Consider the following 11,207-nt stretch of genomic DNA (forward strand, 5'->3'; position numbering starts at 1 on the left):
GGGGGTGGCTGGCCGGCGGGTCGGCCGGGCCGCGGCCGCCGCGGACGGCGACCACCAGCGTGGCCACCGCCAGGGCGGCCAGGGCCAGCAGGAACAGCAGGACGAGGACGGCACCAGGAGTCATGCACAGGACAGTGGCACCATCCGGCCTGGACGGAAGCGGTCCAATCCGGCATGGTGGCCTGCATGCCACCGAGCATCGAGCAGTCCACCGCTCCCGAGCTGGCCGGACTGGTCGGGCCACTCGGCGACCTGGCGGGCCCGCGGTACGCCGCGCTGGCCCGTCGCATCCGCGAGCTGGCCGCGCTCGGGCAGCTCGCGCCGGGTACCCGCCTGCCGGCCGAGCGCGACCTCGCGGCGGCGCTGGCGGTCAGCCGGGTGACCGTCGCCTCGGCCTACCGGCTGCTGCGCGAGGAGGGGCACGCGAGCACCCGGCACGGCGCGGGCACCGTCGTCGAGGCACCCCCGGCCGACCCGGTGTGGACCGCCCCGACCACCGATCCGGCCCTGCTCGACCTCGCCCACGCCGCGCCCGAGGCGGCACCCCAGCTGCTGCCCGCCTACCGGCAGGCGCTCGAGCGGCTGCCCGCCGTCGCCGCCGGTCACGGCTACGCGCCGGGCGGGCTCCTGGAGCTGCGGGCGGCGGTCGCCGACCGGTACACCGCCCGCGGCCTGCCCACCGACCCCGACCAGGTGGTGGTCACCGCGGGCACCGGCGACGCGACCGCGCTGGTGTTCGAGACGCTGCTGCAGCCCGGCGACCGGGTGCTGGTCGAGCACCCCACCTACCCGGGGGCCCTGGGCCTGGTCACCACCGCCGGCGGCCGGTGCGTCCCGGTGGCCGTGGACGCCGCCGACCCCGACGCGGTCGTCGGCGCCGCGCACATCGCCGTCCGGCAGAGCAGCCCGCGGATGGCCTTCCTCATGCCCGACTTCTCCAACCCCAGCGGCGCCCGCCTGTCCGCCGCCGGGCGCCGCCGCCTGGCCGCGACGCTGTGGCAGCAGTGCGTGCTGACCGTCGTCGACGAGGTCACCGCGGAGCTGCACCTCGACGACGGGCCGCTGCCCCCGTACGCCGCAGGCCTGCCCGACGCCGCGACGATCACCGTCGGCGGGCTGTCCAAGGCGGTGTGGGGCGGCCTGCGGGTCGGCTGGCTGCGGACCGACGCCGCCCTCGCCGCGTCGCTCGGCGCCGCGCTGGGCCGCCGCCAGCTCTCGGTGGGCCTGCTCGACCAGCTGGCCGCGGCGGCCCTGGTGCGCGACCTCGACGCCGTCCTCGAGCAGCGGCGGGCGCTGCTGCGCGAGCGCCGGCAGGTGCTGCTGGCCGAGCTGGCGGGCCGCCTCCCGGCCTGGACCGCGACGCCCCCGCGCGGCGGCCTGTCGGTCTGGTGCGCGCTGCCGCCGGGCAGCAGCTCCGCCGCGCTGGCGGCGGCCGCCGCCCCGCTCGGGCTGCTGCTCGCCGAGGGCCGCGCGTTCGGCACCGGCACCGCCTTCGACGACCGCCTGCGGGTGCCGTTCACCCTGCCCGCCGCGGACCTGCGCAGCGCCGTCGCCACCCTCGCCGCCGTGGACGGCGCGCTGCGCAGCGATCCGGTGGTGCGCCATCCGGCGCGGCCCCTCACGGTGGTGTGACACATACCAGATCCCGGCCGTCCGGTGACCGTGCGCCCCCGGCTCCGGGGGACTACCGTCATGGAGGTCCCCGAGCGGCCGGGATGTCCCCCGGCGTTCCGCAGATGGTCGAACAGCCGGCTGCGCGGCGCTCTTGCCGGGCCACGCCCGGCGCGTGTCTCCCCCGGAGCCCGCCATGACGTCGACCCAGTCGCGTGTCGCCCCCAGACACCACCCACCGGCCGCCCGGCCGGCCCCCCCGCCGCCGCTCCCCCGGCGGCGCCCCGCCGTCGCCGGCCGGTGGCGCTACGAGCGCGCCAGCGGGGACTGGTGGTGGTCGGCGGAGATGGCCGCCCTGCACGGCCTCGCCGACGGCGGCCCCGGCCCCTCCACCGAGGTGCTCGTCGCCGCCCAGCACCCCGACGACCGGGCGCGGACCATCGACGCGCTCTCCGCGGCGGTCACCGGGGCGCAGGCCTTCTGCCTGCAGGTGCGGCTGCGGTCCGGCGACAGCCACCGGCCCGTGGTCTTCCTCGGCGAGCCGCGGACGGACGACGACGGCCGGGTGATCGCGGTCGAGGGCCTGATGGTCGAGGCCCCGCAGCCGGCGGTGCCGTCGGCCGAGGAACGCGTCGCGGCGCTGGAGACCGAGGTGGCCCAGCTGCGCACCGCGATGGCCAGCCGGGCGCCGATCGAGCAGGCCAAGGGCGTGCTCATGCTCCTCACCGGGTGCGGCGACCAGGTGGCCTTCGACCTGCTGGCGCACATCTCCAGCCACGTCCACCGCAAGGTCCGCGACGTCGCCCTCGACCTCGTCGCCTCCGCCTCGGGAGCACGCCCCCTGGCGCCCGAGGTGCGCGCGATCCTGCGCGACGCCTGCCCGCCCCCGGGACACGTCGAGCGCTGACCCCCGCCCGCGCGGCCCTGCCTCCCGGACCGCGCGGGCGACAGGGGAGGATGCCCGGGGTCCGGGCCGGCGGGCAGACGCCGGCCCCGGTCCTGGGAGGGGGCGGACGGCGTGTTCTACCTGCTCGCGCGGTTCCTGCTGCGGCCGCTGTTCCGGGTCGTGTTCCGGCCGCGGGTCACCGGGCGGCAGCACGTGCCGGCCACCGGCGCGTTCATCATCGCCAGCAACCACCTGTCGTTCATCGACAGCATGGTCATCCCGCTGTCCGCACCGCGCCGGGTCCGCTACCTGGCCAAGGACGAGTACTTCACCGGCCGCGGTCCGGGTGGCTGGTTCACCCGCACCCTGTTCACGGCGCTGGGCGCGATGCCCGTGGAGCGCAAGGCCTCCCGCGCGGCGCAGGAGGCGCTCGACACCGCCCTCGGCGTGCTGCGTGCCGGCGAGGGCTTCGGCATCTACCCCGAGGGCACCCGCTCCCGCGACGGCCGGCTCGCGCGCGGCAAGACCGGCGTCGCGTGGCTCGCCCTCACCGCCGACTGCCCGGTGGTGCCCGTCGCCGTCGTCGGCACCGACCGGGTCCAGCCGGTCGGCGCCCGCTGGCCGCGGCCGCACCGCTTCTCGATCGAGTTCGGCGAGCCGATGACCTTCCCCGAGTACGCCGGCCAGGCGCGCAACGGCCGGGCCCGCCGCGAGGTCACCGATCGGATCATGGAGACGATCGCCGGGATGTCCGGGCAGGAGAAGGCGGGCTGGGGCAGCCCGCGCCCGGCCGCGTGAGCGGGGCGCTGCTGGTCGCCGGGACGACGTCGGACGCCGGCAAGTCCGTCGTCACGGCGGGCATCTGCCGCTGGCTGGCCCGCCAGGACGTGCGGGTCGCGCCGTTCAAGGCGCAGAACATGAGCAACAACTCGGTGGTCACCGCCGACGGCGCCGAGATCGGGCGGGCGCAGGTCATGCAGGCCGCGGCGGCGCGGGTCGAGCCCGAGGCGGCGATGAACCCGGTGCTGCTCAAGCCCGGCGGCGAGGACGCCAGCCAGGTGGTGGTGCTCGGCCGGCCGGTCGCCGACGTCACGGCGCTGTCCTACCGGCTGATGAAGGCGGCGCTGCTGGAGCAGGCGCTGGCCTGCCTGGCCGACCTGCGCGACCGCTTCGACGTCGTCGTCTGCGAGGGCGCCGGCTCCCCCACCGAGATCAACCTGCGCGCCGACGACATCGCCAACATGGGCCTGGCCACCGCCGCGGGGTTGCCGGTGGTCGTCGTCGGCGACATCGACCGCGGCGGGGTCTTCCCCTCCCTCTACGGCACCGTCGCGCTCATGCCGCCGGCCGACCAGCGGCTGGTGGCCGGGTTCCTGGTCAACAAGTTCCGCGGCGACGTCCGGCTGCTGCGGCCCGGCCTCGAGCAGCTCACCGCGCTCACCGGCCGGCCGACGCTCGGCGTCCTGCCCTGGCTGCCCGGCGCGGCGCTCGACGTCGAGGACTCCCTCGGCATCCCCACCGGCGTCCTCACCGCCGGCCCGCCGCACGGCGAGGAGGTGCTGCGGGTGGCCGTGGCCCGGCTGCCCCGGCTGTCCAACTCCACCGACGTCGACGCGCTGGCCACCGAGCCCGGCGTGCTCGTCCGGTTCGTCACCCGCCCCGAGGAGGCCGCCGACGCCGACCTGCTGGTGCTGCCCGGCAGCCGCGCGACGGTGTCCGACCTCGGCTGGCTGCGCGCGACCGGGCTGGCCGACGCGGTGGCCCGCCGCGCCGCCGAGGGCCGGCCGGTGCTCGGCATCTGCGGCGGGCACCAGATGCTCGCCCGCACCATCACCGACGACGTCGAGTCGCGGGCGGGCACCGTCCCCGGGCTGGGGCTGCTGCCGGCCGACGTCCGGTTCGCGCGCGAGAAGACGCTCGGCCGCCCGTCCGGGGAGGCCCTGGGCCACCCGGTGCGCGGCTACGAGATCCACCACGGCGTCGTGACCTACTCCGGCGACGCCGAGCCGTTCCTCGACGGCGGCCGGGCCGGGTCGGTGTGGGGCACCACCTGGCACGGGGCGCTGGAGAACGACGGGTTCCGCCGCGCGTTCCTCACCGAGGTGGCGCGGGCGGCGGGCCGTCGGTTCGTCCCGGCCCCGGAGACCTCGTTCGCCGCGGTGCGAGAGCGGCGCCTCGACGCCCTCGGCGACCTGGTGGCCGAGCACGCCGACACCGGGGCGCTGTGGCGGCTGCTGGAGGAGGGCCCACCGGCCGGCCTGCCGCTGCTCCCGCCGGGGGACGCGCTCACCCCGCGCTGACCCCGGCAGGACGACCCCCGGTCCCCTGCGTTCCGGCGCATCACGATCCGCCGGATGGACCACGTGGGCTTCGTGGTCGAGGACCTCGCGGCCGCCGTCGCGTCCTTCGCCGAGTTGGGCCCGGAGCGCGAGGGCGACGCGACGGTCGAGGGTGAGTCGGTGACCGGCTCGTCGGGCTCGACGGCGTGCGGGCGGACATGGTCGTCCTGCGGACCCCCGACGGGCACGGCCGGCTCGAGCTGTCGGCGTTCCACACGCCGGTGGCGACCGGCACCGCGCCGAGGGAGCCGGTCAACACCCCGGGCATCCCCCGCCTGACCTCCGCCGTCGACGCCGTCGACGACGTGCTCGACCGCCTGCGCCCCCACGGCGCCGAGCTCGTCGGCGAGGTGGCGCGGTTCGGGGACGCCTACCGGTACTGCTACGTCCGCGGGCCCGCCGGCGTCGTCGTCGGGCTGGTCGAGGAGCTCGGCTGACCGACGCCCCGGGCCGGCGGTGGGCTCAGCCCCCGGCGAGCGCCGCCTCGAGGCGCTCGCGGACGTCGTCGGGCCACGGCGTCGACGCCCCGCCGGCGGTGCCGACGTAGGTGTTGCGGACGACGCAGCACACCCGCTCCCCCACGCGGACGGTGAACCGCACCGTCACGCTGGTGCGCCCGAGCCGCTCGGCCTGCGCGTCGACCTCGACCGTGTCGCCCCAGCGGGCCGACGACGACCACTCCAGCGCGCTGGCCTTGACCACCGGGTCCACCCGCGGGGCGATCTCCTCCCACGGCAGCCCGACCGACGCCCACCACGCGGTCGACGCCTCGTCGGCCCAGACGAGGTAGTGCGCGTTGAAGACGACGCCCTGCTGGTCGCACTCGACGAAACGGACCGGGGAGCTCCACGTGACCGGCACGGCGCGACGCTAGCGGGGGCTACCGTCGACGGGTGCAGCCCGACCCGGTCCTCGCCTCCTACCGCCCGCCCTCGCAGCTGGTGCGGGACAAGGAGATCGACCACCTCGACGTGCACTGCCAGGCCCTGATCGGTCTGTCGCCGTTCCTCACCCTCTCGACCGCCGACGCCGACGGCTGGCCGGAGGTCTCCCCGCGCGGCGGCGACCCGGGCTTCGTCAAGGTGCTCGACGAGCACCGGCTGGTGCTGCCCGACCGGCCGGGCAACAACCGGCTCGACAGCCTGCGCAAGGTGGCGGTCAACCCGCGGGTGGCGCTGCTGTTCTTCGTCCCCGGCGTCGAGGAGACGCTCAAGGTGTTCGGCACCGCCGAGCTGCTGCCCGCCGACGCGCTCGACCTCGAGCTCACCGAGTTCGGCCGGGAGCCGCGCTCGGTGATGGTGGTGACCGTGCAGCGGGCCTACCTGCACTGCGCCAAGGCGGTCATGCGCTCGGGCCTGTGGGACCCGGCCCGCCGGGTCGACCGCGGCGCCCTGCCGCCGTTCGGCACGATGATCCGCGACCACTGCGGGCTGGAGACCCCGCTGCCCGACGACGCCACCATCCGCGCGGGGCTGGCGCAGGAGCTCTGACCGTCCTGTCACCGCGTCCTGCCAGGCTGCGGCCATGGCGACCGACTTCCAGGTGACGATCGACGCCGCCGAGCCGCACGTGCTCGCCGACTGGTGGGCCGAGGCGCTGGGCTGGCAGGTGGAGCCGCAGGACGAGGCGTTCATCCGGCGCACGGTCGAGGCCGGGCACGCGCGCGAGGACCAGACGACGACGCACCGCGGCGCCCTGGTGTGGGCCGCCGGCGCGGCCGTCACCTCGCCGGACCCCGGCCGGCCGCGGGTGCTGTTCCAGGCCGTGCCGGAGGCGAAGTCGGCCAAGAACCGCGTGCACCTGGACCTGCGGGTGGGTGACGAGCGGCGCGAGGCCGAGGTGGCGCGACTGCTCGGGATGGGCGCCACCGAGCTCTGGCGGGCGTCGCAGGGCCCGTTCTCCTGGGTGACCATGGCCGACCCGGAGGGCAACGAGTTCTGCGTCGCCTGAGGGCCTAGACGGGCAGGTCCCGCGCCAGGCGCCGGCTGGCGACGGCGCGCCGGGCCACGCGGCGGACCCGGTTGCGCCGGGGCCGGCGCTCGGTGCCGAGGTACCGGGCGTCCTCGACGAGCTGGAACGCGGCGAGCACGCTGGCGCGCGGTTCCCGCGACAGCGGGACTGCGGGGATCACAGGCTGGGCCGAGGTCATGGGAGCCCCCTCTCCCGGGACGCGGTGCTGGCGTCCCGTGACGCAATGGTGCCCGCGATCGACCCGCTGTAACCGGAACCGGGGCGGATTGGTACCGGTGTGACGAACGAGGCAGACGGGACGGCGTGTCCGCTGGCGCCTCCGTACGGTTCCTGTCCATGGACCGCCCGCGCCGCCTCGTGGCCGCCGTCCGCTCGCTCGTGCGCACCGTCGCCACGCCGTCCGCCCGCCGCGCCGCGCGCCGCCCGGCCCCGGCGCCGCCGCCCGCCGCCCGGCCGGCGGGGATCGACGTCGGCTACCGGCCGCGGGCCGACGGCCGGCCCGACCCGGGCGAGGTCGTCTGGGCCTGGGTGCCCTTCGACGAGGGCGACGGCCGGGGCAAGGACCGCCCGGTGCTGGTCGTCGGCCGCCGCGGCGAGGACCTGCTCGGCCTCATGCTGACGAGCAAGGACCACGACCGCGACGCCGCCGACGAGGCCCGGTACGGGCGCAGCTGGATGGACGTCGGCACCGGCGCCTGGGACGGCCGGGGCCGGCCGAGCGAGGTGCGGCTGGACCGGCTGCTGACCCTGGACCCCGCGCGGGTGCGGCGGGAGGGCGCGGCGCTGGACCGGGCGCTGTTCGACCGGGTGGTCGACGCCGCCCGGCGCACGCAGGGCTGGTGAGCGCGGCTCAGTCGCTGTGGCGCGGCTGGGGCCGTGGCTGCCGCAGGTGGTAGACGCCGGCCTGGCCGGGCAGCGGCTGCAGGTCGTAGCGCGAGACCACCTTCGGCCCGCCGTGCAGGTGCACGTGGGTGACCGTGGGCAGCGGTGCGCCGTGCCGGGCGGCGCGGATCTCCACCCGCCCGTCGAGCGGGCCGCCCACGAACAGCAGGACGGCGTCCTGCTCGTCGGCGGTGGCGTCCACGACCGCAGTCTCCACGTCGGACAGCTCGGTCTCCTCCTCCGGCGCACGGCTCACCCGGTCGAGGGTAGGCGCCCGGTGCCACCGGTCAGGACGGCCGGCGGCGCAGCCTGCGGGCGATGAGCGGCGCCGCGAGCAGCATCACGAACAGCCGCAGCACCTGGACGGCGAGCACGAAGGTCGCGTCCGCGCCGGTGCCGGTGGCCGTGGCGAGGACGGCGTAGAGGCCGCCGGGCGTCGTCGCGAGGTAGGCGTCGAGCTCGCTGACGCCGGTGGCCGCCGAGAGGACGACACCCAGCCCGGCGCACGCGACGACGAGGCCGACGATCACCGCCAGCGCCGGCAGCAGCGCCCGGCCCACGGTGCGCAGGCTCGCGACGGTGAACCGCAGCCCCACCTGCAGGCCGATGAGCACGAACGCCGCCGCCTCGACCGGGCCGGGCACGGTGGCGCCGCCGGAGAGCCCGCCGAGGTCGGCCGCGGCGGCCACCAGCAGCGGCCCGAGCAGCGCCGGCACCGGCAGGTGCACCAGCCGGGCCAGCACCGCGCCCGCCACGCCGCAGGCGGCGGTGAACAGCAGGCCGGCGGGCCAGCCGGGCCCGGCCTCCACCGCGACCGCGCCCCCGGCGCCGGGGTCCGCGCCGTAGACCGTCGTCGCCACGACCGGCATCGCGACGACGATGAGCAGCACCCGCAGGTACTGCAGGACGGCGACCATGCGGTCGTCGGCGCCGAGGTCGCGGGCCATGGCGGTGATGCCCGACGCGCCGCCGGCGATCATCGCGAACGCCCCGGTCACCGGGCTGATCCCGGGCTGGCGGCGCAGCAGCAGCCCGGCGCCGACGGTGAGCAGCAGCGTGGCGACGGTGACCAGGAGGACCGGCGCCCACTCCTCGCCGATCGCGGCCAGGGTGTCGGGGTCGACCAGCGCGCCGATCGAGACGCCGACGACGGCCTGCGCCGCGGCCGCCGCGGGCCGCGGCACGTCGAGCGGCACGCGCCCGGCCAGGCCGCGCACCAGGCCGGCGAGCAGCCCGCCGAACAGCGCGGCCGAGGGGACGCCGACGCGGCCGAGCAGCCACCCGGCGACCGCGGCTCCGGCGAGGACGAGGGCGGCGTCGGCGAGTCCGCGCGGGTCGGGGCGGGGCGCCCTCACAGACCGGCGATGCGGCGCAGCTCGGCGACGTGCGCCTCGAAGGCCCGGCGCCCGTCCCGGGTCAGCGACAGGCTGGTGCGCTGGCGGGACGCGACGGTCGCCTTGCTGACCCCCACGTACCCGGCCTCCTCCAGCTGCTTGACGTGCTTGGACAGCACCGAGTCGCTCACGCCGACCCGGTCGCGCACGGTGGCGAACTCCATCGTGTCGACGGCGGCCAGCAGCCCGCAGATCTGCAGCCGCGGCGGCGGGTGGATGACGGCGTCGAAGTGCGGCGCGACCGCGGTCACAGCCCGCTCCGGAGCGCGGCCACCCACCGGCGGCCCCACACCCGGCTGAGCACGCCGGCCGCGACGCCGAGCACCGCGCCGGCCACCACCATCACCCAGTGCCGGCCGTACCCCTCCGCCAGGACGAACGCCGGCACGAGGACCACCAGGACGAACGCGCCCCAGGCCGCCGCCACCCGCGGCGGCGTGCTCACCCACACCCCGGTGGTCCGCCGGTAGGCCGCCACCAGCGCGCCCAGGCCGGCGGCGAACAGGACGAGCGCCGGGAAGGTCACCCACAGCGAGTCGAGGGCGTAGCTGGCCAGGAAGGCGAACAGCAGCAGGCCGAGCGCGACGTCGTACCACCACGGCTGCAGGACCCGGTCGGCCAGCGCCTCCCGGTCGGCCTGCAGCGCGGCGAGCTGTGCGGCGGCGGTGTCGCGGTCGATCGCGTCGTTTTCCACGTCGGAAAGTGTGGACGGTCTCTTTCCGATCCGTCAAGTCACCGCCCGGCCTCCCGGTCCGCCGGATCGCGTGGTTCCATGACCGGGCCACAGCGACGGCAGTGGAGGAAGCCCGGTGCGACTCCGGCGCGGTCCCGCCACTGTGACCCGGAGACCTCGACCGCGAGGTGCCGGGGAGTCAGGAACTCCCGCCGTCGCCTCCTGCCACCTCCGGGCGTGGACACCCGGGGAGAGGACCCGTGCACCCGCATGACGTATCCCTTCGGTGCCGTCGTCGGCATGGACAACATGCGGCTGGCCCTGCTGCTCAACGCCGTCTCCCCCGCCATCGGCGGCGTGCTCGTGCGCGGCGAGAAGGGCACGGCCAAGTCGACGACGGTGCGCGCGCTGGCCGCCGTCCTCCCGCCGGTCGCCGTCGTGCCCGGCTGCCGCTTCGCCTGCGACCCCGCCGCCCCCGACCCGGCCTGCCCCGACGGGCCGCACGACCTCGGCGTGCCCGGCGCCACCCGCCCGGCCCGGCTTGTGGAGCTGCCGGTGGGCGCGTCGGAGGACCGCGTCGTCGGGTCGCTGGACCTCGAGCGGGCGCTCACCGAGGGCGTGAAGGCCTTCGAGCCCGGCCTGCTGGCCGCCGCGCACCGGGGCGTGCTCTACGTCGACGAGGTCAACCTGCTGCACGACCACCTCGTCGACCTGTTGCTCGACGCCGCCGCCCTGGGCACCGCCTACGTCGAGCGCGAGGGTGTCTCGGTGCGGCACGCGGCGCGGTTCCTGCTGGTCGGGACCATGAACCCCGAGGAGGGCGAGCTCCGCCCGCAGCTGCTCGACCGGTTCGGGCTCACCGTGGAGGTCGCCGCCCCGCGGGACCCGGCCGAGCGCGCCGAGGTGGTCCGCCGCCGGTTCGCGTACGACGCCGACCCGGCCGGGTTCGCGGCCGCGTGGGAGGTGGAGGAGGCCGAGCTGGCCGCGCGGATCGCCGGCGCCCGCGCCCGCCTGCCGCACGTCGTCCTCTCCGACGACGCGCTGCGCCAGGTGACCGCGGTGTGCGCCGCCTTCGACGTCGACGGGCTGCGCGCCGACCTGGTCACCGCGCGCACCGCAATCGCGCACGCCGCCTGGTCCGGCCGCGACGCCGTCACCGAGGACGACGTCCGCGTCGCCGCCCGGCTGGCCCTCCCCCACCGCCGGCGCCGCAACCCGTTCGACGCTCCCGGCCTCGACGACGACACCCTCGAGCAGGCGCTCGAGGACAGCCGCCCCGACGACGACCCGCCCCCTCCCCCGGACGGCCCCGGCGACGGCGGCGCTCCCCCGCCTCCCCCGTCCGGCAAGGGCGACGACGACGGCGGCGGCCCGGACTCCCCGGGGGGGGGGGGGGGGGGGGGGGGGGGGGGCGGGGGGGGGGGGGGGGGGGGGGGGGGGGGGGGGGGGGG

The 11,207-nt window shown here is 77.3% G+C and carries 15 protein-coding genes and 1 riboswitch; of the genes, 9 read left to right on the plus strand and 6 right to left on the minus strand.

Annotated elements, in window-relative coordinates; all coding sequences use genetic code 11:
* Positions 1-186 precede the first annotated feature (186 nt).
* From ACI798_RS14470 to ACI798_RS14490, 5 genes are all read left to right on the plus strand, one after another.
* Positions 187-1,632 (plus strand): aminotransferase-like domain-containing protein, encoded by a 1,446-nt coding sequence (locus tag ACI798_RS14470; RefSeq protein WP_457048227.1) that lies wholly within the window; start codon positions 187-189, stop codon positions 1,630-1,632.
* 175 nt (positions 1,633-1,807) lie between these two features.
* On the plus strand, positions 1,808-2,518 hold the full coding sequence (locus tag ACI798_RS14475) for an ANTAR domain-containing protein (protein ID WP_457048228.1): 711 nt from the start codon (positions 1,808-1,810) through the stop codon (positions 2,516-2,518).
* Between the two features lie 111 nt (positions 2,519-2,629).
* Positions 2,630-3,295, plus strand: coding sequence for a lysophospholipid acyltransferase family protein (locus ACI798_RS14480; RefSeq protein WP_456942148.1), 666 nt, complete (start codon positions 2,630-2,632; stop codon positions 3,293-3,295).
* Entirely contained in the window at positions 3,292-4,797 is a 1,506-nt protein-coding gene (locus tag ACI798_RS14485) for a cobyric acid synthase (protein WP_457048229.1), read from the plus strand. The genes ACI798_RS14480 and ACI798_RS14485 overlap by 4 nt, the downstream gene beginning before the upstream one ends.
* A 185-nt stretch (positions 4,798-4,982) precedes the next feature.
* Entirely contained in the window at positions 4,983-5,273 is a 291-nt protein-coding gene (locus tag ACI798_RS14490; protein WP_457048230.1) for a VOC family protein, read from the plus strand.
* Between the two features lie 25 nt (positions 5,274-5,298).
* On the opposite strand, the gene ACI798_RS14495 is transcribed toward ACI798_RS14490, so the two are convergent.
* Positions 5,299-5,697, minus strand: a complete 399-nt coding sequence (locus tag ACI798_RS14495) for an acyl-CoA thioesterase (protein WP_457048231.1) — start codon at positions 5,695-5,697, stop codon at positions 5,299-5,301.
* A 32-nt stretch (positions 5,698-5,729) separates the two neighbouring features.
* Between ACI798_RS14495 and ACI798_RS14500 the strand changes: the two genes are divergently transcribed.
* Positions 5,730-6,326: an MSMEG_1061 family FMN-dependent PPOX-type flavoprotein gene (locus ACI798_RS14500; RefSeq protein WP_456942151.1), complete on the plus strand. Its 597-nt coding sequence runs from the start codon at positions 5,730-5,732 to the stop codon at positions 6,324-6,326.
* A gap of 34 nt (positions 6,327-6,360) precedes the next feature.
* Entirely contained in the window at positions 6,361-6,786 is a 426-nt protein-coding gene (locus tag ACI798_RS14505; RefSeq protein WP_456942152.1) for a VOC family protein, read from the plus strand.
* 4 nt (positions 6,787-6,790) lie between these two features.
* Here the strand turns inward: ACI798_RS14505 and ACI798_RS14510 are convergent, their stop codons facing one another.
* Positions 6,791-6,985 carry a hypothetical protein gene (locus ACI798_RS14510; RefSeq protein WP_456942153.1) on the minus strand — a complete coding sequence of 65 codons (195 nt, stop codon included), beginning with the start codon at positions 6,983-6,985 and terminating at the stop codon, positions 6,791-6,793.
* Between the two features lie 158 nt (positions 6,986-7,143).
* On the opposite strand from ACI798_RS14510, the gene ACI798_RS14515 reads away from it, so the two are divergent.
* Entirely contained in the window at positions 7,144-7,650 is a 507-nt protein-coding gene (locus ACI798_RS14515) for a type II toxin-antitoxin system PemK/MazF family toxin (protein WP_456942154.1), read from the plus strand.
* Between the two features lie 7 nt (positions 7,651-7,657).
* Here ACI798_RS14515 and ACI798_RS14520 read toward each other — a convergent pair whose 3' ends face one another.
* Genes ACI798_RS14520 through ACI798_RS14535 form a run of 4 tightly spaced genes read right to left on the minus strand, consistent with a single transcriptional unit; the run spans position 7,658 to position 9,777 of the window.
* Entirely contained in the window at positions 7,658-7,945 is a 288-nt protein-coding gene (locus ACI798_RS14520) for a hypothetical protein (protein WP_456942155.1), read from the minus strand.
* 31 nt (positions 7,946-7,976) lie between these two features.
* Positions 7,977-9,044 carry an AbrB family transcriptional regulator gene (locus ACI798_RS14525; RefSeq protein ID WP_457048232.1) on the minus strand — a complete coding sequence of 356 codons (1,068 nt, stop codon included), beginning with the start codon at positions 9,042-9,044 and terminating at the stop codon, positions 7,977-7,979.
* On the minus strand, positions 9,041-9,334 hold the full coding sequence (locus tag ACI798_RS14530) for a transcriptional regulator (protein ID WP_456942157.1): 294 nt from the start codon (positions 9,332-9,334) through the stop codon (positions 9,041-9,043). Before ACI798_RS14530 ends, ACI798_RS14525 begins: the two co-directional genes overlap by 4 nt.
* Positions 9,331-9,777, minus strand: coding sequence for a hypothetical protein (locus ACI798_RS14535; protein WP_457048233.1), 447 nt, complete (start codon positions 9,775-9,777; stop codon positions 9,331-9,333). The genes ACI798_RS14530 and ACI798_RS14535 overlap by 4 nt, the downstream gene beginning before the upstream one ends.
* 104 nt (positions 9,778-9,881) lie before the next feature.
* Positions 9,882-9,965, plus strand: a riboswitch (cobalamin riboswitch).
* A 61-nt stretch (positions 9,966-10,026) separates the two neighbouring features.
* Between ACI798_RS14535 and ACI798_RS14540 the strand changes: the two genes are divergently transcribed.
* Positions 10,027-11,207, plus strand: a 1,181-nt coding sequence (locus tag ACI798_RS14540) for an ATP-binding protein (protein ID WP_457048234.1), incomplete at its 3' end; no start/stop codon positions are given.

Source organism: Geodermatophilus sp. SYSU D01045 (assembly GCF_054050295.1).

What these genes read in the sequence shown, in the direction of transcription:
- ACI798_RS14470 (WP_457048227.1), top strand. Translation starts at nt 187, where the DNA reads ATGCCACCGAGCATCGAGCAGTCCACCGCTCCCGAGCTGGCCGGACTG.
- ACI798_RS14510 (WP_456942153.1), bottom strand. Translation starts at nt 6,985, where the DNA reads ATGACCTCGGCCCAGCCTGTGATCCCCGCAGTCCCGCTGTCGCGGGAA.
- ACI798_RS14505 (WP_456942152.1), top strand. Translation starts at nt 6,361, where the DNA reads ATGGCGACCGACTTCCAGGTGACGATCGACGCCGCCGAGCCGCACGTG.
- ACI798_RS14515 (WP_456942154.1), top strand. Translation starts at nt 7,144, where the DNA reads ATGGACCGCCCGCGCCGCCTCGTGGCCGCCGTCCGCTCGCTCGTGCGC.
- ACI798_RS14475 (WP_457048228.1), top strand. Translation starts at nt 1,808, where the DNA reads ATGACGTCGACCCAGTCGCGTGTCGCCCCCAGACACCACCCACCGGCC.